This window comes from Marinobacter sp. bablab_jr003 (assembly GCF_016464245.1).
Taxonomy (GTDB): domain Bacteria; phylum Pseudomonadota; class Gammaproteobacteria; order Pseudomonadales; family Oleiphilaceae; genus Marinobacter; species Marinobacter vinifirmus.
Genome location: NZ_JADARC010000034.1, coordinates 1 through 20400, shown reverse-complemented (window position 1 = coordinate 20400; position 20400 = coordinate 1). Strand labels below are relative to the sequence as shown.

Genomic DNA, 20400 nt, shown 5'->3' with positions numbered 1-20400 from the left:
CAGGGGTGTTGAAAACGTTTCCGGCAACCCCATTAACTCACCACAGATTCGTCTCAGGCTGAAAACTACTGACTATCAGTGGCTTGGATGCCGGGGCAATTTGTCCGGTCCGGGGTTCCGGCCAGACATTTTTAACATGCAATTGTCATTGCCACATTAATCTGACTATTGGAGAAACAGAGCAATGAAAATTCGTCCGCTCCACGATCGTGTTGTCGTACGCCGTAAGGAAGAAGAAGAGAAAACTGCGGGTGGCATCGTGCTGCCGGGTAACGCCAAAGAGAAGCCTTCCCAGGGCGAGGTTGTTGCAGTAGGCAACGGCCGTGTTCTGGATAACGGCGAAACCCGTGCACTGGCGGTCAAGGTGGGTGACACCGTGGTCTTCGGCCAGTATGCCGGTAACACCGTTAAGGTTGATGGTGAAGAGCTGCTCATTATGAGCGAAAGCGAAATCTACGGCGTGCTTGAGTGATCGCAACCGCGATAAGCACGAACGCTCATTAACCCGATCTGATTCAACTTCGGTTTAACGAACAGGAATAGAAGACATGGCAGCAAAAGACGTTAAGTTCGGTGATAGCGCCCGCAAACGCATGGTTGCAGGTGTAAATGTTCTGGCAGACGCCGTAAAGGTAACGCTGGGCCCGAAAGGCCGTAACGTGGTTCTGGAGAAGTCGTTCGGTTCTCCGACTGTAACCAAAGACGGTGTTTCCGTAGCCAAGGAAATCGAACTGAAAGACAAGTTCGAAAACATGGGCGCCCAGATGGTCAAGGAAGTTGCTTCCCAGGCCAACGAAACTGCCGGTGACGGCACGACCACCGCAACCGTTCTGGCCCAGGCCATTGTGAGTGAGGGTATCAAGGCGGTAACCGCCGGCATGAACCCGATGGACCTGAAGCGCGGCATCGACAAAGCCACCGCTGAAGCCGTAAAGGCCATCCGTGAAATGGCAACTCCTTGCGACGACAGCCGCAACATCGCCCAGGTTGGTACTATCTCTGCCAACGGCGACGAGACAATCGGCCGCATCATTGCCGACGCCATGGAGCGTGTAGGTAAAGAAGGCGTTATTACTGTTGAAGAAGGCCGTGGCCTGGAAGACGAGTTGGACGTAGTCGAAGGTATGCAGTTCGACCGTGGTTACCTGAGCCCGTACTTCATCAACAACCAGGACAGCATGTCTGCTGAACTGGATGACCCGTACATCCTGCTGGTAGACAAGAAAATCTCCAACATCCGCGAACTGCTGCCGGTGCTGGAAGCTGTCGCCAAGGCGGGCAAGCCGCTGCAGATCATCGCCGAAGACATCGAAGGCGAAGCGCTGGCAACCCTGGTTGTGAACAACATGCGTGGCATCGTTAAAGTCAACGCCGTCAAGGCGCCTGGCTTTGGTGACCGTCGTAAGGAAATGCTGCAGGACATCGCCATCCTGACCGGTGGTACTGTGATTTCCGAAGAAGTAGGCCTGACTCTGGAGAACACCACTCTGGATGACCTGGGTACGGCCAAGCGTGTTAACGTAACCAAGGAAAACACCACCATTATCGGCGGTGCCGGTGCCCAGGGCGACATCGAAGCCCGCGTTGAGCAGATCCGCAAGCAGATCGAAGACAGCACTTCTGACTACGACAAAGAGAAACTGCAAGAGCGCGTAGCCAAGCTGGCTGGCGGTGTTGCCGTAATCAAGATCGGTGCCGGTTCTGAAGTGGAAATGAAAGAGAAGAAGGCTCGCGTTGAAGACGCGCTGCATTCTACCCGCGCTGCCGTTGAAGAAGGCATCGTAGCCGGTGGTGGTGTAACCCTGATCCGCGCTATCGCTGCGCTGGACAAGGTTGATGCCATCAACGAAGAGCAGAAGGCCGGTGTTAACATCCTGCGTCGTGCCATGGAAGCTCCGCTGCGTCAGATCGTATTCAACGCCGGTGGTGAGTCTTCCGTTGTTGTGGCCAAGGTAAAAGAAGGCCAGGGCGCCTACGGTTACAACGCGGCCACTGAAGAGTACGGCGACATGCTGGAGATGGGTATCCTGGATCCTGCCAAGGTAACCCGCTCTGCACTGCAGGCTGCGGCTTCTGTTGCGTCTCTGATCATCACCACTGAGGCGATGGTTGCAGACGAGCCGGAAGACGAGAAAGCCGGCGGCGGCATGCCGGACATGGGTGGTATGGGCGGAATGGGAGGCATGGGCGGCATGATGTGATGCCGGCCAGGCCCCGACCAGGTCTCAGTTTTTGAGGCTTGGCCCGATCTACCCCTGAGAAACCCCGCGCTGGTTCACACTGGCGCGGGGTTTTTCGTTTTTTTGTCATGAACTTGCAGGGTGGCTTTGATAGACTCGGCTACCGGTTTTTAAATGTGCAGGATGCAATGAGCGAATCCCCGAAAAAATCCTTCCTTGGCCCCGGCAAGTTTATTCTTCTGCTGCTGCTCGGCCTTGTGGTTTATGGGGTAACGCTGGTGTTCTGGGTGCCTGCCGGATGGCTTTGGCACAAGGCTTCCGGGCATATCCAGTTACCACCCCAGGTTCAGGTGCAGCAGGTTTCCGGGCAACTCTGGAATGGCACCGCCGGGTTGAACCTCGGAGGCTTCCCGGCAAGGGTGCACTGGCAGTTAAGTTGGCCTTCGGTCACGGAACTGGCATTGCCTGTCGAATTTTCAGTGTCTTCGTCACAATCCCGCATTGAAGGCCTTGCCAGCTTGGGCTGGCCCGCTAATTTTGAAGTAAGCGGCAAGGGTGCCGTTACCGTGGCCGAATTCAGGGACCTGATTCGCCAGAGCGGTGGTGCGATGATAGAAGGGCAGGTATCGGTTGATCGTTTTCAGGTGGCCTGGGCCGATAACCGTTTGCAGCAGGCGGAAGGTTCAGGGCGCTGGCCCGGAGGGCTGGTCACCTGGCCCATGGGTAACGACACCGGCCAGGCACGGTTCCCGCCCATGCAGGCCAACCTGGATACCGTGGCAGACGGAGTCGCCCTGACCATCGCCGAGCAGGGTGCCAGCGGCCCGGCAGCCGATGCCAGCATAGGCCGCGATGGCATGATGGGGATTCGCGTGTACAAACGCATGGTGGACCTGGCAGGACAACCCTGGCCGGATTCCGCAAGTCCGGATGATGTAGTCTTCCGGGTCAGGCAGCCGCTGCTGCCCGGAGGGTTCTGAGGTGGCAGGTTTGTCGGTACAGGTTCAGGAGCGCATAGCGCGGCTGGTCGCCAATCTGTTGCTGGTGGTGTTGGTCGTGGTTCTTGGTGTTGAACTGGCGAAGATCACCTGGTTGTTCGCCTGGAACGACCGGCCGGTTCCGGAGATTTACGGCCAGGCCAGTGGCCCTGCGTCAGGGCCGGCCGGTGGTGAGCTGGCTTCGGTGGCCGGGTACGAGTTTTTCGGGCGGCCGGAAGGGCAGGCTGGCGTGGCGGATGTTGTACGTCGCTCGGCACCCGAAACCGGCCTTCGGTTGAAACTTGAAGGTGTGCTGATTGGCCCCGTGCCGGAAGAGTCCGGAGCCATTGTCGCCGGTAGTAACGGCGAAACCGAGTATTATCGGGTCGGGGATACGCTGCCGGGCAACGCGGAGTTAGCGGAAGTAGAGCCTCAAAGGATTTTGTTGCGCCGGGGGGGCCGATATGAATCCCTGGCGTTCGAGGAAGACATCGGAGTGGAGGCAATGGTTGCGGAAGAGCCGCAACAGGCGGCACAATCGCCAGACTCCTATCTTGCCGATGCTCGGGCCAGGCTGGATTCCGAAGGCGCAGCAGCGCTGGCAGCCTACGGTTTGAGCCCGGCAGACGAGTCCGGGCAGTCGGGTTATGTGTATGATGGTTCCAACCCGATGTTGAATGCGGTCAATCTGCGCCCGGGGGATGTCATTACAGCCATTAACGGCCAGCGCCTGGGTGATGTAGAACAGGACAAGGCGTTGCTGGATGACTGGCGGAACCAGAGCCAGCTGGATATAGAAATAGAGCGTGACGGATCCATACTCACCGTCAGTTATGCCATACCCGAACAGTGGCGCTGAACGGGTAATTTACAACAGGATGATATCGCCAGATGTATAACCACAAAACCAATCTTCTCCGGACCCTTCTGTTTGTAATCCTGCTGCCGGTGATGTCGGTGGTTCAGGCCCAGGAGGAAACCTGGCGGCTCAACCTCAAGGATGCCGATATCCGGGCCTTTGTCACCCAGGTTGCCGATATAACCGGCTACAGTTTTGTGGTGGACCCCCGGGTAAAAGGCAAGGTAACGGTGTTGTCCAGCGCCCCCATGAACAAAGACGAAATCTACGACCTGTTCCTGGCCGTGCTGAACGTTCACGGTTTCACCGCCATACCCGGTGAGGAAGTGGTGAAAATTGTTCAGCAGGTAGATGCCAAGCAGTCTGCCGAGATTCTGGATCGCTTCCCTGTTACCCCTTCGGAACAGCTGATCACCCGGGTAATCCAGATCGACAACGCCAACGCCCTGGAGCTGGTGCCCATCCTGCGCCCGCTGGTGGCAAAGTATGGCCACCTGGCCGGTGTGGCGGCAGCCAACGCCCTGATTGTGAGCGACCATTCCTCCAACATTCAGCGCATTGAACAGATTGTGCGCGAACTGGACAGCCCGTCGAAATACGAAGTCGAAGTTATCCAGCTTAAAGAGGCCTGGGTCGGTGACATGGTTAAGCTGCTGCAGGAACTGGCCCCGGATGAGCTGGGCCGCTCCGGTGGCGATAACGTGGCGCGCAAGTATAACGTGACGGCCGATGAGCGCAGTAACCGCCTGATTCTTCGCGGCGACCAGACCTTTCGCGACAAGATGCGTGGCCTGATCCGTCAACTGGACCAGCCCTCTGCTACCGGCGGTACCACCAATGTAATCCGCCTTCGCCATGCCGATGCCAAGGTACTGACCGAGATTCTCAAGGGTGTGATGGGTGAAGTCGCCCGTGAAGCGCCCGGTGCCAGCGGTGCTGCCGGTGGTGGGTCTGGTAGTCGCCAGTCTTCCTCGTTCTCCGTGTTTGCTGATGAAGGCCTGAACGCCCTGGTGGTTCGCGGTGAGCCTTCTCTCATGCAGGAAGCGGAGCAGATTGTGGCGGCCCTGGATGTGCGTCGTGCCCAGGTGATGATTGAGGCCGCCATCGTTGAAATCAGCGACGAGCTGGGCGACCAGTTGGGCGTTCAGCTTGCGGCCGGTGATGAATCTGTTGGCTCGGTACCAGCAATCGGCACCAACCTGACCAGCGGTGAAGGCATGGTGGGCCTGAACTCGGTTATCGGTGCGCTGGTGGGCGATATGATTCCCCAGCTTGGCGGCGGTATTACCATCGGTGCCGGCGAGCGTGACGAAAACGGTATTACCTGGGGCGTGTTGATTCAGGCGCTGTCGTCTTCCTCGGCCGCCAACCTGTTGTCGACGCCGAGCATCATTACCCTGGATAACCAGGAATCCGAAATCATCGTGGGCCAGAACGTTCCGTTCCGGACCGGTGAGTCCACGGTAACCGGGGACGGTACCACCAACCCGTTCACTACCATCGAGCGACGGGATGTGGGCCTGTCCCTGAAGGTGACGCCAACCATCAGTGCCGATGGCCTGGTACGGCTGGTGGTTGAGCAGACCACCGAGGATATCTCTACCACCAACGTGGCCGGTGCCTCTGACCTGATCACCAACAAGCGGGAAATCAAAACCACGGTGCTGGCCGATGACGGCGAAACCGTGGTGCTGGGCGGTCTGATCAAAGACGACTACCAGGTGAGCAAAAGCAAGGTGCCGCTGCTGGGAGATATCCCGCTGCTGGGCCGTTTGTTCTCCTCGGAATCCGAAACCCGCGTGAAGCGTAACCTGCTGGTGTTCCTGCGCCCGACCATTATGCTGGGCAAAGACGAGAGCGTGGCGGCAACCACCGAGAAGTTCAATCGCCTGTGGGATGTGGACCTGAGCGTGCGTGAGAAGCTTGGCTTGCCAGCCCCGGACCAGCAGCCGTCTGTCGACATGCTGTTTGAAGGCCGTCGCCAGTAACAGACGCCGAATCGAAAAAGGCCAGGCTCCCTTTCGGGAGCCTGGCCTTTTTTTTATTTATGCCAGGCGAAATCAAAGTGGAGGCATCGGGCAATCCAGCTGGTCTGCTACCAGTCTCATCAGTTCGTATTCTTTTACATCTACCTTGCCGTCGTGGCTGATGCAGTAGCCACAGGCGTCGATGATGCCCGGTTTCAAGAGTGGCGACAGGCGGCTCAGCATATGCAGGGCTTCGCTCAGCTGGCGCATAGACACTTTCTGTTCTGCATCCTGCTCTGAGCCGCTGCCAAAACCGGCCATGGCCTGCCGGTACAACTGCCCGGCTTGCTCGCTTGAGTCGCTGCCCGCCCGGGCAAACAGGCTCAGCACGCGGCTGATGGCCGGTAATACCTGCCGGTAGTTGCGGTATTTCACCGGAATGATCTCTTCGGCACCGGCACCCAGATGGCGGTTCAGGAAGGTGGTGAGTGCCAGTTCGAACAGGTTCACCCGCTTGTCTGCTGCCACCAGCTTCTGAACATTGCTGATCAGTTGTTGTCGTTCGTCCGGGTCCAGCTTTCTCAGGGCGGGCATGGCCAGTTCCAGTACCGGGAAACGGGCGGAATCGCCCAGCCTTGCCAGGGTGGGCAGTAAGTTGTCGAGCAGGGTCGCCTTGGCGCCCAGCAGCGAATGCTCGGGAATCAGAGCAAGCCATTCCTGCTGTTGCTGGCCCGGCAGTTCACGGATCAACAGACCATAGCAGAGCTGAATGGCGCCGGCCCGGGTATAGAGCAGGCTGCGGAAGGTGGATGGCAGTTGCTGCAGAAGGTGGGCCGCGAAAGCCTCGCTTTGGGGGGTAACGGTGCCCACTCTTTTCGACAGGGTGGCGGCGCTTTCTCCGGTGCCGGCGGCCAGCGAGGAGCGCACCGGGGAGAAGCGGTTGCCACCATGGCTACCGCGGGCGGGTTCGACGACCTGATTGACCAGGTCGCCAACGCGTGTGCTGGCGCTCTCTGCCGGCCGCTGGCGCAGGGCGCTGTCCGGTTCGGTATCCCTCAGCCGGCTGCGCAGGCGCGCCAGTAGCCCGGGCTGGATGGCGTTGATGCGTTCGTCGATGGGGGGATGCGAAGCCAGCAGGCTGGTGAATTTCATTCGGGCGGATTCGCCAAAACACATATGGTTCATATCGCTGGCGTGGCTGGTGGTGTCCAGGTAGCCGCCTTTCATCCCGATTTTGAACAGTGCACCACCAATGCCTTCCGGGTTACGGGTGAACTGTACCGATGACGCGTCGGCCAGCATTTCCCGCTGGCGGGAGACCGCCGCCTGAATCAGCCGGCCGAAGAATACCCCCACATAACCGATGATCATCAGGGCCAGCCCCATCAGGCCGATCAATGCCTGGGCACGGCCGTCGCGGTTGCCACGACTGCGGGCGCCACTGTAAAACCCGGTCCGCAGCAGGAAGTGGCCGATCTGGCCAATCATCAGGATACCCGCAAGCAGGGAAATAAGGCGCACGTTCAGGCGCATGTCGCCGTTGAAGATGTGGCTGAATTCGTGGCCCACCACGCCCTGAAGCTCGTCGCGGCTCAGGTGGGTGAGGGCGCCATGGGTTACCACCATCACCGCCTCACCAGGCGTATAGCCCGCTACAAAGGCATTGATGCCGGTTTCCTGGTCCATTACATAGAGTTCCGGTACCGACACGCCGCTGGCGATGGCCATTTCTTCGACAATGTTGCGCAGCTTCCGTTCTTCCGGGTCCCGGGTGTCGGGCTCAATGAGCCGCGCACCGACCATCTTCGCCACCCGGCTGCCACCGCCGGCCAGGTCCACCCAGCGGATCAGCGAGCCGATCCCGACCAGCAATACCACGGCCACTGCAGTGACCAGGCCATGGCTCGACAGCAGCCAGGTGTGGAAGGGCAGGTAGGATGTGTCGCTGCGGGTGATGGCGTAGCCCACCAGGCATACCGCGAGGGTAATCAGGATAACAGCGGTCAGGAACAGGACAACGAGCAGGCCGGTGTTGCGCCGGGCGTGGGCCTGGCGCTGAAAGAAACCGGGGTTTGCCATGGATCAGGCCTCAGAAGCTGACTTTCGGTGCCTGGCGGGCTTCCGGGGTCTCCAGTTGCAGTTGGGCAGTTTCCTTGAAGGCGAACATGCCGGCAACAATGTTGTTGGGGAATTTCTCCCGGAAGATGTTGTAGCTCATGACACCGTCGTTATAGGCCTGGCGCGCGAAGGCAACCCGGTTTTCGGTGCTGGACAATTCTTCCATCAGCTGCTGTACGGTTTCGTTGGCCTTGAGGTCCGGGTAGTTCTCGGCAACCGCGTAGAAGTTGGCCAGGGCCTTGGTCAGCAGGTTTTCGGCGCCACCCAGGCGTTGGATCTTGGTGCTGTCGCTGGGGTCAGTGGCGGCATCTTTCTGGGCGCTGACGGCGTTGTTTCGGGCTTCCATCACCTGGGTGAGGGTGGATTTTTCATGATCCATATACGCCTTGGCGGATTCCACCAGGTTGGGAATCAGATCGTGCCGGCGCTGCAGTTGCACATCAATCTGGGCGAACCCGTTCTTGAACTGGTTGCGCAGTGATACCAGCTGGTTGTAGATAAAAACCAGGTAGAAAACGACAACGGCAATAACAACAAGGCCGATGACAGTGGTTCCCATGACGACTCCTTGGAGGGTTAACAGGTTGTTCAGGTGTTATTTTCCACGATATTCCGGTGGAATGTCTTTAAGAAGCTCTCAAAATCCCTGGGTGGTACCGGTTTACTGAAGAAATAGCCCTGGCCGATATCGCAGCCTCTGCGGGTAAGGTAAGCCTCCTGTTCCGCAGTCTCCACGCCCTCGGCAATGACCTTGAGTTTCAGGCTGCGGCCCAGGTCGATGATGATGTTGGCAATGCGGGTGTCTTCCTCGTTAACCAGGAGATCCCGGATAAACTGTTTGTCGATTTTGAGGCTGTGTACCGGCATCTTCTTCAGATAGGTCAGGGAGGAGTAGCCGGTACCAAAATCATCCACCGAGATCACAATGCCTGCCTGCTGTAGCTGGTTCAGCTTTCGGATGGCGTCGGCCATGTTGGTCATGAAGCTGGTTTCTGTCACTTCCAGTTCCAGCAGGGCGGCGGGCAGGTGATGGCGATCCAGTGCACCGAGGATATCCTCCACAATAGACTCCTGCCGTAGCTGAACCGCCGAAAGGTTAACGGCCACACGCAGTGACTTGCCCTCGCTGGCCCAGCGGGCGGCCTGCCAGCAGGCCTGGTCCAGAACCCACTGGCCGATTTCCACGATGGATCCGTTGGCTTCTGCTACCGGGATGAAATAGTCCGGCGGAACCAGGCCTTTCTCCGGGTGCTCCCAGCGCAGCAGGGCTTCGGCACCAATCACTTGCTTGTTGCTCAGGTTGATCTGGGGCTGGTACACCAGGTGGAATTCGTGGTTTACCAGGGCGGAGGCCAGATCTTTCTCCAGCTGTTTGCGCTCGCGGATCTGTTTGTCGATGCTGGCCACGTAAAACTGGAAGTGGTTGTGGCTGCTGCGCTTGGCCAGTGCCATGGTCTGCTCGGCGCTTTGCAGCAAGGGGTCTGCTTTCTTGGCATCTGATGGATAAAGGGCGATGCCGATGGTGGCCGTCAGTGAAATTCGGTGGTTGCCGGCATTCACCGGTGTTGCGAAGCTGGCGAGGATCTTTTCTGCGGTTTCTGCAGCCTGGAAGCCGTCTTTCAGGTTTTTCTCCACGATGACGAACTGGTCACTGCCAAGGCGCGCCACCATGAAGCGCTCGGCGGGCAGGTTGGCGGTCAGGCGGCTGGCCATGGTTTGCAGGATGATGTCGCCGGTGCGGAAGCCGCATTGGTCGTTTACCGACTTGAAGTCATCAATGCCGCAGACCATCAGTGCCAGTGTCCGGCTGTTCTTCTGGGCCGTGATTATTTCGTCCCGAAGGGATTCCAGGAAGGTATCCCGGCTTGGCAAGCCGGTGAGCTGGTCGTAGCGGGACAGCTTGTTGACCCGGTCTTCCGCCTCTCGGTGGCGTTTCTGGCTGTCTCCGATGCCCACCAGAAGGTTGTTGGTGGCATTGACCCAGAGCCCCAGCTCATCGTTTCTGTGGCCCCTGGGCAAGGCAATCAGCCGGTCGTCGGGCTTTTCCGGGTCGACTTTCTTTACCGAATGCACAATGCGCAGCAGAGGGCGGGTCAGCAGCAGATGGAATACCACGAACATGATCAGGCCCAGTATCAGCGCCAGGGCAATGCCGGAGGCAAAGGTAACGGCGGCCCGGGTGAGCCAGGTGGCTGCCAGCGGTGCGGTATCAAAGTGGATTTCCAGGTAACCGTAGACGGTGTCGGGGCTGGCGCTGCGGCTGAGGCTTTCGCGGTACTCCTGCACAGCACCGAAAATCGGGTCGGTGAGCGGCCGGAAAGCGTTATCCCTCAGGGGGCGAACCCGGCCACCCAGTTCTTCGCCCGTAGGGTGGGTAATCCTGGCCAGGTGGATAGGTTTGAGCGCAAAAAGGCCGTCGATGACTTGCCGGGCCAGGATGTCGTCAATGCTGAACACCGATTGGGTGGCGGCATCGCGGACCATGCTGATGGTTTGCGCTGCCTGGGCCTCCAGTTCCTTGGATACTCTGCGGGCATCAAGAACCACCTGTACGGAACTCACCAGTACGCCGCAGATGACGGCTGTAGCCAGCATCCAGCGTAGAATCCGGTATCCGAGGTGTTGCTCTACATCCAAGGCTCTGGGCATCCTGCAGTTTCTTGTGTTAACGGCACGGGTGTTTTTGAGGGTTTGTCACGGTTTGTCCGATCAGGACAACAGTATGGTCCACATTTACCGTAACTGCATGGAGTATGGACGATTTTTTCGGAGTTTTGTGATTTGCCTTGTATCTGATTGTAGCGGATTGATAGTGTTCAGAAACACAAACGCCCGCGCGGGTAACCCCGGGCGGGCGTTTGGGGCGTCAGCAGTTTACCCGCTGATGCGCTTGGTGCCTGATCAGGCCAGGTTTTCGTTCACGAAATCCCAGTTCACCAGGTTCCAGAAGCCTTCCAGGTAGTTCGGACGGCTGTTCCGGTAGTCGATGTAGTAAGCGTGTTCCCATACGTCGACGGTCAGTACCGGCTTGTCGGCGCCAGTCAGCGGAGTTTCCGCGTTGCTGGTGTTTACGATGGCAACGCTGCCGTCAGCCTTCTTCACCAGCCAGGTCCAGCCGGAACCGAAGTTGTTGGCGGCCTTGTCGTTGAATTCTTTCTTGAACTCTTCGAAAGAGCCGAAAGCCTTCTCGATGGCTTCCTTGGCTGCGCCAGTGGGCTCGCCACCGCCGTTCGGGCTCAGGCAGTTCCAGAAGAACGTGTGGTTCCATACCTGGGCGGCGTTGTTGAACAGCGGGCCGCTGGCGCTCTTGATGATGTCTTCCAGGGACTTGCTGGCATTATCGGTGCCGTCAACCAGACCGTTCAGCTTGGTTACGTAGGTCTGGTGGTGCTTGCCGTAATGGTATTCCAGGGTTTCCTGGGACATGTGCGGCTCGAGTGCATTCTTTTCGTAAGGCAGTGCGGGAAGTTCAAATGCCATGAGGTCGTTCTCCCTGTCTCTCTGTGTTTGTGGATGTACGTTCAAGCAATATAAGGGCGGTTTGAGTTAAATCAACCCTTTGTCGTTAATGAACTTTTAAACTCCGGGCAGCCCGGCAGGAACTGGGCGCAGGTGCGCACCCGCCACACGAGTTCTTCGTAGCTGTCTGCCAGGATGTTCACATGGCCCAGCTTGCGCCCCGCCCGTTCGCCTTTGTTATAAAGGTGCACATGAGCGTAGGGCAGTTCCAGTATCCGTTCAATGTCGCCATGCTCGCCGATGATGTTGATCATGCAGCTCAGGCCACGGGGTTCCACGCTGCCGAGCGGGTGGCCGCTGACGGCACGGATGTGGTTCTCGAACTGGCTGGTCATGGCGCCTTCGATGCTCCAGTGGCCGGAATTGTGCACTCTGGGTGCCATTTCGTTGGCTACCAGTCCTTCCGGTGTTTCGAACAGTTCGAGGGTTAATACGCCCACATAGTTCAATTCATTCAGCAGGGCTTTGATGTAGCGCTCGGCGTCTTTCTGGACGTGGGCCTGAAGGCCGGGTGCCGGGGCGATGGAGTAACGCAGGATGCCTTCGTGGTGGGTGTTCTCGGCAATGGGGTAGAAGGCAACGTCACCGTCTTCGGCCCGTACCGCAATGATGGAGACTTCGCGGCTGAAATTGACGAATTTCTCTACGATAACCTGTGGGTGGCCGATCATATCCCAGGCGTCGTCGGCCTGGTCCGGGCTTTTCAGTACAGCCTGGCTTTTGCCGTCGTAGCCTTCGGTGATGGATTTCGCGACTACCGGGCAGCCGAGCTCTTCAGCAGCAGCTTTGAGGGAATCTGCGCTGTCGGCCACTTTCCATTCCGGGGTCGGAATGCCGAGCTGGCCGAACAGGGTTTTCTCGGCGACGCGGTTCTGGCAGACCTGCAGGGCCCGGGGGCAGGGGTGTACCGGTTTGTGTTTGGCGAGTTCTTCGGCAACTTCTACGGGAAGGTGCTCGAATTCGTAGGTTACGCGGTCGACTTTGGACAGGAAGTCGTCCAGGTATTTGCCGTCGCGGTCTACGATGGTCTCGCCCAGGCCTGCGCTTGGGCTGCCGGACATGTCATAGAAAACGAAGTCTTTGGCCAGCGGGTATCCGGCCAGGGCGAGCATGCGCCCTAGTTGGCCAGCGCCTAGTACACCGATTCTCATTCGAGCTCTCCTGCCTTTCAAGCTTTGGGAGTGTGATCAGGTCAGGCAGCGCTTTCCAAAACACGCTCCTGCGGCACTTCCCTGTGACGCTTGGGCTCCGCCATCCATGGCTCCGCACAGTTTTGGAAAGCGCTGCCTGACCTGATCAGCAGGTTCTGGAGTTGGTTTCACTGATCCTTGGGATCAGGATTATCCAGGATCGTTTGTGTTTGGGTTGCCCTGAATTCGTCTACGGCCTTTCGCACGCTGTCATCGTGCGTGCCGATAATCTGGGCAGCCAGCAGGCCGGCGTTGGTGGCACCTGCTTTGCCGATGGCCAGGGTGCCCACGGCGATGCCGCCGGGCATTTGTACGATGGACAGTAGTGAGTCCAGGCCGTTCAGGGCCTTTGATTGTACGGGTACACCCAGTACCGGCAAAGAGGTTTGCGAGGCAACCATGCCGGGTAGGTGTGCGGCCCCGCCGGCGCCTGCGATGATTACCTTTAAACCGCGGTCTGAGGCGGTTTTGGCGTAGTCGAAGAGCAGGTCTGGGGTGCGGTGGGCGGAGACTACCCGGGTTTCGTAGGCTACGCCGAGTTTTTCGAGCATTTCGGCGGCGTGTTCCATGGTGGGCCAGTCGGATTTCGAGCCCATGATGAGTCCTACAAGCGGCTGCATGTGCAACTGTCCTGTGATAATTGGAAAGCCGGCCATTGTATGTTTTGGCTACTTACCATGCAACTTCTGCTTTGTTGTAGGATCCGTCCGGCTAAACCTTTATAAGCTGTCATTTTAAGAGTCACGTAACAGCGGGTATTATCGAGACCATTATTGTTAATACCCATTTTTCAGGAGCTGTAATGGAACCTATCCGCCCGGATGATGACGAGCTGATTGCTGACGAGCCTTTTGGTGCCGCAGAGCCCAGGGAAACTGCGCCCGGAAAGCAGAAGCCGGTGAAGGCGGATAAGCCTAAGCAGAAGGCTGAGAAACCGCCAAAACCACCCAGGCCGCCGAAGCAGGATAAGGCCGGAGGTTCGGGGGGTGGTTCCGGGTTGGTCTGGTTGCTGTTGCTGGTGGTTGCCGCGGGTGCCGGGGCGGGCTGGTATTTTCAGGAGCAGCGGATTCAGGCTCTGGAGGGGCAGCTGGAGGAGGCTGATTACTGGGCGCGGCAGAGTAAGCTGGCGCTGGCGCGGTTTGAGGGTGAGCTGTCGGAGACCGGAGAATCTTTGCAGGAGCGGGGCGCTTCTCTTGAGGAGCAGTTGGCGGCCAATAGGAAGCAGATTGATGCGGCCGACAGCGAGATCCGCAAACTCTGGGCGATTGCCAATGAACGCAACAAGAAGCGACTGGACGAGCACCAGGAGCGGCTGGCGTCGATAGATGGCAAGCTCGCTGAGGCCGAGAAGGCAATTAGCGGAGTGGGCGAACAGGTTGAGCAGGTCCGGGCTGGGTTAGGTTCGGATGTGGACGCGGTGGAAACCCGGGTGGCCGAGCTGGCCAAGGCGGGTGAAGCGCTGCAAGGGGAGGTTGCGGAGGTATCTGAGCAGGTGGCCGGGGTTGATGAGCTGGTTGATGGTCGTATTCGCCGGTTCCAGCAGGAACAGAAGCTGACACTGGATGGCATCGAAAGCCGGATTGGGTCTTTGGAGAAAGCCGCAGACAGCAGTGCCGGCGATGCGGAGGTGAGGGCGTTGCGTAATGAGCTGGCTCAGCTGAAGAAAACCGTAGCGGCGATTGATGCTTCCCGTTCGCAGCTGACTTCCCGCCTGGTTCGTTTGTCTGAGGAGGTTAATCAGCTGCGCGCCCAGTAAGCTCAGGCAGGAGCTTTTCCGGCGTCGTGTAACGGTTTGTAGCCATCCCTTGCGGTAGCTCTCATTTCTTGGAGTTGGCAGTTGTTATGATCAGCCAACTCGATAAGGGATGAAGAGCACATAACAATGAAAATCCGAGTACCTTTCCTGAGGCCGGTTGCGGTGCCTGCGAAGCCAGTGGCTGCACTGCTTTGTGTGGCGATGTTGTCCGGCTGTACGGTTTACCAGTCGATTGGTAAAAGCGTGGGGGCATTTCTGCACCCGGTTTCCGGCCACGACTTTGTGCATATCGACAACGACCAGTGGGACCAGAACAACGCCCTGTTGTATTTCTACCGGACCCACTCCCAATGGGCGGCCGATGAGATCGAATCGCCCAGTGTCTATATTGATGACCATCATTACTTCAATATCCGCAACAACAGCTACACCTGGCTTGAGGTAAAACCGGGTGAGCGGCATATTGCCATGCGCCGGCCGCTTTTGGGGTTGGAGGGTCTGAACTCCTTCAGCCTGAGCCTGATTGCCGATGCTACGCTGGAAGTTAAGCCGGGGCAGATTTACTACCTTCGCTATAACGAACTGACCGAGCCGGAACAGCCGAACCCGGGCCTGGACCCGGAGCATCCGCTGGCGTCCGGCGATTTGCAGCTGGTGACCCGTGACTACGCCATGCAGGCAGACCAGATTGTGTCTACGCTGTTTCTGAACAGCGATCTGTTGGCGCCGAACCATGCGGCTACTTCCATTGTTGAAGTGAATGAGGATGAAGATTACGAAAAGCGCAAAGCCGCACTGGAAGAAGAGAGAGAGATCGAAATCGAACGCCTGAAGGAGGAAGGCAGGTACGAGTCTGCCTCCTGGTACTGGCCCTTCGGTGGCGGCCCAACCGTGCCGCTTGAGGCGGATCGCAAGATGGAGGAGCTTGAGCGGGAATATGCCATGCTCGAGCGTGAGCGCGAACGCAGGCGTGAAGAGGAATCCGGCGGGGGATGGTGGATCTTTTAGCGCTCAAGCTTATGATTTTGATCAACAAATGGTCAATATTGCCGGTGCCGGAAAAAATTTAAGAAATTTTCGGGAAAACATTTGACACTGTGAGCGAAATGCTTAAAATGCGCGTCTCACTTGGTTGAGACAGCAACGCTGAATCAGCAAGCGCCAAGCGCAGCAAGTGACCGCTTTAAGCCTGAAGAACAGTAAGGCTACGAAGTGGGTGGTTAGCTCAGCTGGGAGAGCATCGCCCTTACAAGGCGAGGGTCGCAGGTTCGATCCCTGCACCACCCACCACTTTTAAAGCGGATTGCCGGTTTAACTTTTTCGATAAAGTTGGATCGTTGCGGAGCGGTAGTTCAGTTGGTTAGAATACCGGCCTGTCACGCCGGGGGTCGCGGGTTCGAGTCCCGTCCGCTCCGCCAACCTTTTTCCCGGGTGGTTAGCTCAGCTGGGAGAGCATCGCCCTTACAAGGCGAGGGTCGCAGGTTCGATCCCTGCACCACCCACCAGTTTTGAAAAAAAGCAGATCCAAGCGGATCTGCTTTTTTTTTGCTTTTTATTTGCCAATCAGTGACTGCCCGCATACCCGCACGACGTTGCCGTTTACACCTGCAGAGGCCGGGTTGCAGTACCAGGCGATAGCTTCAGCAACATCCAGCGGATGGCCGCCCTGAGACAGGCTGTTCATGCGCCGGCCCGCTTCACGAATCGTAAACGGCATGGCAGCAGTCATCTGGGTTTCGATAAAGCCCGGGGCGATGGCGTTAATGGTAATGCCGTTTTTCAGGTGCTTCGCCATAGACTCTACATAGCCGATCACGCCGCTCTTGGCGCAAGAGTAGTTGGTCTGGCCGAAGTTGCCGGCAATGCCGCTGATGGAGGAAATGCACACAATCCGGCCGTTGTCGCGCATCAGGTTACGCTCAGCCAGTTCCTCGTCGATCAGCTCCTCGGCAGTCAGGTTTACCGCGATGGTCATATCCCAGAAGTGCTCCGGCATATTACCGAGTGTTTTGTCGCGGGTGATACCTGCGTTATGGACGACAAAGTCCACGCCACCGGTTTCCTTTTCGATGAAATCGGCAATCAGCTTGGGGGCTTTTTCATCGGTAATATCGCAAGCCAGTGCCTTGCCTTTGATGGCGCCAGTAACCTTCTGCAGTTCTTCCATGGCCGGGGGAATGTCCAGGCCGATTACGGTGGCGCCGTCCCGGGCCAGGGTTTCGGCGATGGCTGCACCAATGCCGCGGGAAGCTCCCGTAACCAGGGCAACCTTGCCGGTAAGCGGAGCAACCGGATTGGTGGCCCTGGCTTCCTCAGCCTTGCCGATGCGAACGACCTGGCCGGATACATAGGCAGACCGGGCCGACAGGAAGAAGCGCACGGTAGAGTCCAGCTGGTTTTCGGCGTTTGGCGCAATCCATGCCAGGTTAGCCGTAGAGCCTTTCTTGCCGATTTCCTTGCCAACGGCCCGCACAAAACCTTCCAGTGCTTGTTGTGCGGCGGCGTTCGGGGCCTTGCGGCAGGTGTGGGGATCCTGGCCGATCACCAGCACCCGGCCATTGGCGGCCAGCTTGCGGATGGTCGGGTGGAAAAAGTCGTACAGGGCCCGCAGATCCTGCGGGGTTTTCAGGCCGGTGGCATCAAATACCAGGGCGGAAAACTTACCGTCACTGTTGGCGCCCACCTCAAAAGGCTTGGCCTTGTTGCCGGCCTGGGAAGATTCCGCCAGGGTGTCCGGGCCGGTGGCGTGGAACAGGTTGGCCGGGCTGGCGCCAAGAACAGAGCCGAGGGTTGCGATGGCTTTGGCGCCGTTACCGGCACCAATCAGCACGTCACCTTCAAGAAAGGGCTGGTCCACACGCTTCAGGCGTTTCAGCGGAGCCGGCGAGGGCAGGCCAAGGGATTGGGCGGCCGTTTTGCCGACAGGGGTATTTACAATTTTCAGGTAGAGGTCAGACATGGTTTCTTCCTTGTTGATGCGGTTGAGTGCAATTTAGGCTAAAGGGTAAAGATTCTGCCGGCTAATGGATTGACTCAACGCAGGGACCGCGTTGTCAGACTTGCCAATGAGCCCGGGGCGCTAATCGCTAGACTTTGCTGTAACCTCAGATTATCTGAATCCTTACTTATTGAAAGGGAAGACTGCAATGGCCCAGGCAAAGAAAACCACCCAAGGCGCTACCAGCACTGCGGGCAGCACCAAGGGAAATACCCAGACCGTTCGCCGCGTTGCGGTGATCGGCGGCAACCGAATTCCGTTTGCCCGTTCCAATACCGCCTACAGCAAGATCAGAAACCAGGAGTTGCTCACATCAGCACTGCGTGGTCTGGTCGACCGCTACAACCTGCAGGGTATGCGAATGGGCGAAGTGGTTGCCGGTGCAGTGATCAAGCACTCCCGGGACTTCAACCTGACCCGGGAATCGGTGCTCAGCTCCGGACTGGCCCCGGAAACCCCGGCCTACGATATCCAGCAGGCCTGTGGCACGGGCCTGGAGGCTGCCATTCTGGTGGCCAACAAGATTGCCCTGGGGCAGATTGAATGCGGCATTGCCGGCGGCACAGACACCACTTCCGATGCGCCTATCGGCGTAGGTGAAGGTCTGCGGGAGATTTTGCTGGATCTTAACCGCGCGAAAACGACCAAGGAGCGCCTGAAAATTCTGGGCCGGTTCCGCCCGGGCCACCTGGTGCCGGAAATTCCGGAGAACGGCGAACCCCGCACGGGTATGTCGATGGGTGATCACTGCCAGGTAACCGCAAAGGAATGGAGCATCGCCCGGGAAGACCAGGACCGGCTGGCCTGGGAAAGCCATCAGAAGCTGGCCAAAGCCTATGAAGAAGGCTTTTTCGACGACCTTGTAACGCCTATGGCCGGCCTGGAGAAAGACAACATCCTGCGCCCGGACACTACGATGGAAAAGCTGGCCACCCTGAAGCCCTGCTTTGATCGTGAGAACGGCACCATGACCGCCGCCAACAGCACCGCGCTGACGGATGGTTCTTCCTGTGTGCTGCTGGCCAGCGAGGAGTGGGCCAAGGCCAACAATATGGAAGTAAAAGCCTGGCTGACTTTCTCGGAAGTGGCTGCCGTAGACTTTGTCGACAAGAAAGAAGGCCTTCTGATGGCGCCGGCCTACGCCGTGCCCCGCATGCTCGAGAAAGCCGGTCTGACCCTGCAGGACTTCGATTTCTACGAAATCCACGAAGCCTTTGCCGCACAGGTGCTGTCTACCCTGAAAGCCTGGGAAGATCCTGCCTTCTGCAAGGAGCGGCTGGGCCTGGATAAACCACTGGGCAGCATCGACAAGGCGAAACTGAACGTGAAAGGCTCCAGCCTGGCCACCGGCCACCCGTTCGCGGCAACCGGCGGCCGTATTGTCGCGACGCTGGCTAAATTGCTGGAGGAAAAGGGCAGTGGCCGGGGCCTGATCTCCATCTGTGCTGCCGGTGGTCAGGGCGTAACAGCGATCCTGGAGCGCTAAGTTACGGGAAAACCGTAATAACCTTTGACAGGCAGCATTCCAGCCCGTATTATTCGCGCCACGTTGATCGGGGCTGGCCCCCGAAGCCAACAACCAGTTTGATGCGGGGTGGAGCAGTCTGGTAGCTCGTCGGGCTCATAACCCGAAGGTCGTAGGTTCGAATCCTGCCCCCGCTACCATAAAAAAGAAAGGCAGATCAGTTAGTTACTGATCTGCCTTTTTTGCGTTTGGGGCCGCCAAACTTCCCTGTGACGAATATGTGACATATCTGTGCCAATCTTTGTGACGCCCCATTTGGATGGTTCGGTGAGATTGACCGTAAGTCTTTTGCTGTCACAGGTTGGGTAACCTCGCTGCGTATAGCCTGGTCAACCCTCATTTGGCAACCTCTTCTCTGGCATTACCCCAGTTGCCTTTAATTGTTGCTCACTGGTCTTCCTGAAACTCCAGCAGATCGCGGACCTCGCATTTGAATAATTTGCAGAGTCTGTCGAGCGCATCAAGATCGATCCGTTGAGCGGTCTCTTTATACAGCAGAGTCACCGTGTTGCGGTTCAGGCCGGTCTCTCGCGCCACATCTACGATTTTCATTTTGTGCTCGCCCATGATGCGGGCCAGGTGGCATCGAATCATCTCTAAATTATCCTTAATGAAAAAATGTTATCCAGAATGGCAAAAAGCTCTTGCAAATGTCCTTTTGTTGTCTAAAATGTCATTCAGGATGGCATTCTGATATAGGGAATGTCTTTTGTTGATTTAGAATATCGCAGCGGAAGGAATATTTCGATGGAAAACTCTTACACCTATCTGACCACTGAAGAGCTGGCTGGTCGAATCAAATATGACTGCCGGACCATTCGCCAGTGTCTGAAAGACACGGTTCTCCTTGAGGGCAAGCACTACATCAAGCCGTTCGGCCGCCGCAAGATTCTTTTTCTTTGGGAGGAGGTCGAAAAGGAAATGTTAGACGGTGCCAGGGAGCATGAGCATTTGGCTATTCCCATGGCGAGCGGGGTGGTTTGTCATGGGTAAGGTCAGGACAAGGAAAGAAACCGGAAAGCTGTATTTGGACTTTATGTACGCAGGTCACCGTTGTCGGGAGCAAACGGCCTTGATGGACACGCCTCAAAACCGAAAGCGTGTAAACGCACTTTTGCAGAAAGTTGAGGCCATGATTCTCTTGGGTGACTTCAACTATGCGGAGTATTTTCCGAGTTATTGTCAAATCTGGTGTATGACCATCAGGCAGCGTTCCTGCCAGATTGATCTTCCACCTGTATTCCATCCTGAAACTGCACGTTGTCCACGACCAGCTTCAGTTGGTCAAACCCCTTGATTCGCTTCCAGCGT

The 20400-nt window shown here is 57.6% G+C and carries 17 protein-coding genes, 4 tRNA genes and 1 pseudogene; 14 read left to right on the top strand and 8 right to left on the bottom strand.

Features of this window, described 5'->3' with window-relative positions; translation table 11 throughout:
* The first annotated feature begins 184 nt into the window (after nucleotides 1–184).
* The 5 genes from groES (at nucleotide 185) to gspD (ending at nucleotide 6004) form a co-directional block, all read left to right on the top strand.
* A complete protein-coding gene (groES, locus tag H3Z84_RS02215; RefSeq protein WP_022989343.1) occupies nucleotides 185–472 on the top strand; it encodes a co-chaperone GroES in 288 nt (95 codons plus the stop codon).
* A 76-nt stretch (nucleotides 473–548) separates the two neighbouring features.
* Complete coding sequence (gene groL, locus H3Z84_RS02210; protein ID WP_022989342.1) at nucleotides 549–2201, top strand: chaperonin GroEL; 1653 nt, start codon at nucleotides 549–551, stop codon at nucleotides 2199–2201.
* A 167-nt stretch (nucleotides 2202–2368) separates the two neighbouring features.
* The gene (gspN, locus tag H3Z84_RS02205) at nucleotides 2369–3160 is read left to right on the top strand and encodes a type II secretion system protein N (protein WP_199456089.1); all 792 of its coding nucleotides are present in this window, start codon (nucleotides 2369–2371) and stop codon (nucleotides 3158–3160) included.
* Between the two features lies 1 nt (nucleotide 3161).
* Complete coding sequence (locus H3Z84_RS02200) at nucleotides 3162–4016, top strand: type II secretion system protein N (protein WP_199456088.1); 855 nt, start codon at nucleotides 3162–3164, stop codon at nucleotides 4014–4016.
* Between the two features lie 32 nt (nucleotides 4017–4048).
* Nucleotides 4049–6004, top strand: a complete 1956-nt coding sequence (gene gspD, locus H3Z84_RS02195; protein ID WP_199456087.1) for a type II secretion system secretin GspD — start codon at nucleotides 4049–4051, stop codon at nucleotides 6002–6004.
* A 72-nt stretch (nucleotides 6005–6076) separates the two neighbouring features.
* Here gspD and H3Z84_RS02190 read toward each other — a convergent pair whose 3' ends face one another.
* From H3Z84_RS02190 to purE, 6 genes are all read right to left on the bottom strand, one after another.
* Nucleotides 6077–8062, bottom strand: a complete 1986-nt coding sequence (locus tag H3Z84_RS02190) for a M48 family metallopeptidase (protein ID WP_199456086.1) — start codon at nucleotides 8060–8062, stop codon at nucleotides 6077–6079.
* 10 nt (nucleotides 8063–8072) lie between these two features.
* Nucleotides 8073–8660 carry a LemA family protein gene (locus tag H3Z84_RS02185; RefSeq protein ID WP_022989337.1) on the bottom strand — a complete coding sequence of 196 codons (588 nt, stop codon included), beginning with the start codon at nucleotides 8658–8660 and terminating at the stop codon, nucleotides 8073–8075.
* A gap of 29 nt (nucleotides 8661–8689) precedes the next feature.
* Nucleotides 8690–10750: a putative bifunctional diguanylate cyclase/phosphodiesterase gene (locus tag H3Z84_RS02180; protein ID WP_199456085.1), complete on the bottom strand. Its 2061-nt coding sequence runs from the start codon at nucleotides 10748–10750 to the stop codon at nucleotides 8690–8692.
* A 252-nt stretch (nucleotides 10751–11002) separates the two neighbouring features.
* Complete coding sequence (sodB, locus tag H3Z84_RS02175) at nucleotides 11003–11581, bottom strand: superoxide dismutase [Fe] (RefSeq protein ID WP_199456084.1); 579 nt, start codon at nucleotides 11579–11581, stop codon at nucleotides 11003–11005.
* 71 nt (nucleotides 11582–11652) lie between these two features.
* On the bottom strand, nucleotides 11653–12771 hold the full coding sequence (locus H3Z84_RS02170; RefSeq protein WP_199456083.1) for a 5-(carboxyamino)imidazole ribonucleotide synthase: 1119 nt from the start codon (nucleotides 12769–12771) through the stop codon (nucleotides 11653–11655).
* Between the two features lie 167 nt (nucleotides 12772–12938).
* Entirely contained in the window at nucleotides 12939–13430 is a 492-nt protein-coding gene (purE, locus tag H3Z84_RS02165) for a 5-(carboxyamino)imidazole ribonucleotide mutase (RefSeq protein ID WP_022989333.1), read from the bottom strand.
* Between the two features lie 182 nt (nucleotides 13431–13612).
* On the opposite strand from purE, the gene H3Z84_RS02160 reads away from it, so the two are divergent.
* The 5 genes from H3Z84_RS02160 to H3Z84_RS02140 all read left to right on the top strand — a co-directional run bounded on the left by H3Z84_RS02160 (nucleotide 13613) and on the right by H3Z84_RS02140 (nucleotide 16071).
* Entirely contained in the window at nucleotides 13613–14566 is a 954-nt protein-coding gene (locus H3Z84_RS02160) for a hypothetical protein (protein ID WP_199456082.1), read from the top strand.
* A 126-nt stretch (nucleotides 14567–14692) separates the two neighbouring features.
* Nucleotides 14693–15574, top strand: coding sequence for a DUF2846 domain-containing protein (locus H3Z84_RS02155; RefSeq protein WP_094625371.1), 882 nt, complete (start codon nucleotides 14693–14695; stop codon nucleotides 15572–15574).
* A gap of 206 nt (nucleotides 15575–15780) precedes the next feature.
* Nucleotides 15781–15856, top strand: a tRNA-Val gene (locus tag H3Z84_RS02150).
* A gap of 51 nt (nucleotides 15857–15907) precedes the next feature.
* Nucleotides 15908–15984 (top strand) — tRNA-Asp (locus tag H3Z84_RS02145).
* 11 nt (nucleotides 15985–15995) lie between these two features.
* Nucleotides 15996–16071: transfer RNA gene (locus H3Z84_RS02140), tRNA-Val, on the top strand.
* A gap of 47 nt (nucleotides 16072–16118) precedes the next feature.
* Here the strand turns inward: H3Z84_RS02140 and H3Z84_RS02135 are convergent.
* Nucleotides 16119–17525 carry a 3-oxoacyl-ACP reductase gene (locus H3Z84_RS02135; protein ID WP_199456081.1) on the bottom strand — a complete coding sequence of 469 codons (1407 nt, stop codon included), beginning with the start codon at nucleotides 17523–17525 and terminating at the stop codon, nucleotides 16119–16121.
* 187 nt (nucleotides 17526–17712) lie between these two features.
* Between H3Z84_RS02135 and H3Z84_RS02130 the strand changes: the two genes are divergently transcribed.
* Nucleotides 17713–19050, top strand: a complete 1338-nt coding sequence (locus tag H3Z84_RS02130; protein ID WP_199456080.1) for an acetyl-CoA C-acetyltransferase — start codon at nucleotides 17713–17715, stop codon at nucleotides 19048–19050.
* Nucleotides 19051–19152: 102 nt separating this feature from the next.
* Nucleotides 19153–19229, top strand: a tRNA-Met gene (locus tag H3Z84_RS02125).
* A 247-nt stretch (nucleotides 19230–19476) separates the two neighbouring features.
* On the opposite strand, the gene H3Z84_RS02120 is transcribed toward H3Z84_RS02125, so the two are convergent.
* Nucleotides 19477–19683 (bottom strand): helix-turn-helix domain-containing protein, encoded by a 207-nt coding sequence (locus tag H3Z84_RS02120; RefSeq protein WP_199456079.1) that lies wholly within the window; start codon nucleotides 19681–19683, stop codon nucleotides 19477–19479.
* Between the two features lie 153 nt (nucleotides 19684–19836).
* On the opposite strand from H3Z84_RS02120, the gene H3Z84_RS02115 reads away from it, so the two are divergent.
* Nucleotides 19837–20082 carry a hypothetical protein gene (locus H3Z84_RS02115; RefSeq protein ID WP_094625544.1) on the top strand — a complete coding sequence of 82 codons (246 nt, stop codon included), beginning with the start codon at nucleotides 19837–19839 and terminating at the stop codon, nucleotides 20080–20082.
* A pseudogene (locus H3Z84_RS17245) lies at nucleotides 20033–20206 on the top strand (Arm DNA-binding domain-containing protein); the annotation flags it as partial. The gene H3Z84_RS02115 and the pseudogene H3Z84_RS17245, both read left to right, overlap by 50 nt.
* Nucleotides 20207–20400 lie beyond the last annotated feature (194 nt).

Bases quoted from the DNA above. Each gene is read 5' to 3' on its own strand.
- groES (WP_022989343.1), top strand. From the start codon at position 185: ATGAAAATTCGTCCGCTCCACGATCGTGTTGTCGTACGCCGTAAGGAA.
- groL (WP_022989342.1), top strand. From the start codon at position 549: ATGGCAGCAAAAGACGTTAAGTTCGGTGATAGCGCCCGCAAACGCATG.
- gspN (WP_199456089.1), top strand. From the start codon at position 2,369: ATGAGCGAATCCCCGAAAAAATCCTTCCTTGGCCCCGGCAAGTTTATT.
- gspD (WP_199456087.1), top strand. From the start codon at position 4,049: ATGTATAACCACAAAACCAATCTTCTCCGGACCCTTCTGTTTGTAATC.
- H3Z84_RS02190 (WP_199456086.1), bottom strand. From the start codon at position 8,062: ATGGCAAACCCCGGTTTCTTTCAGCGCCAGGCCCACGCCCGGCGCAAC.
- H3Z84_RS02185 (WP_022989337.1), bottom strand. From the start codon at position 8,660: ATGGGAACCACTGTCATCGGCCTTGTTGTTATTGCCGTTGTCGTTTTC.
- H3Z84_RS02180 (WP_199456085.1), bottom strand. From the start codon at position 10,750: ATGCCCAGAGCCTTGGATGTAGAGCAACACCTCGGATACCGGATTCTA.
- sodB (WP_199456084.1), bottom strand. From the start codon at position 11,581: ATGGCATTTGAACTTCCCGCACTGCCTTACGAAAAGAATGCACTCGAG.
- H3Z84_RS02170 (WP_199456083.1), bottom strand. From the start codon at position 12,771: ATGAGAATCGGTGTACTAGGCGCTGGCCAACTAGGGCGCATGCTCGCC.
- purE (WP_022989333.1), bottom strand. From the start codon at position 13,430: ATGCAGCCGCTTGTAGGACTCATCATGGGCTCGAAATCCGACTGGCCC.
- H3Z84_RS02160 (WP_199456082.1), top strand. From the start codon at position 13,613: ATGGAACCTATCCGCCCGGATGATGACGAGCTGATTGCTGACGAGCCT.
- H3Z84_RS02155 (WP_094625371.1), top strand. From the start codon at position 14,693: ATGAAAATCCGAGTACCTTTCCTGAGGCCGGTTGCGGTGCCTGCGAAG.
- H3Z84_RS02135 (WP_199456081.1), bottom strand. From the start codon at position 17,525: ATGTCTGACCTCTACCTGAAAATTGTAAATACCCCTGTCGGCAAAACG.
- H3Z84_RS02130 (WP_199456080.1), top strand. From the start codon at position 17,713: ATGGCCCAGGCAAAGAAAACCACCCAAGGCGCTACCAGCACTGCGGGC.
- H3Z84_RS02120 (WP_199456079.1), bottom strand. From the start codon at position 19,683: ATGATTCGATGCCACCTGGCCCGCATCATGGGCGAGCACAAAATGAAA.
- H3Z84_RS02115 (WP_094625544.1), top strand. From the start codon at position 19,837: ATGGAAAACTCTTACACCTATCTGACCACTGAAGAGCTGGCTGGTCGA.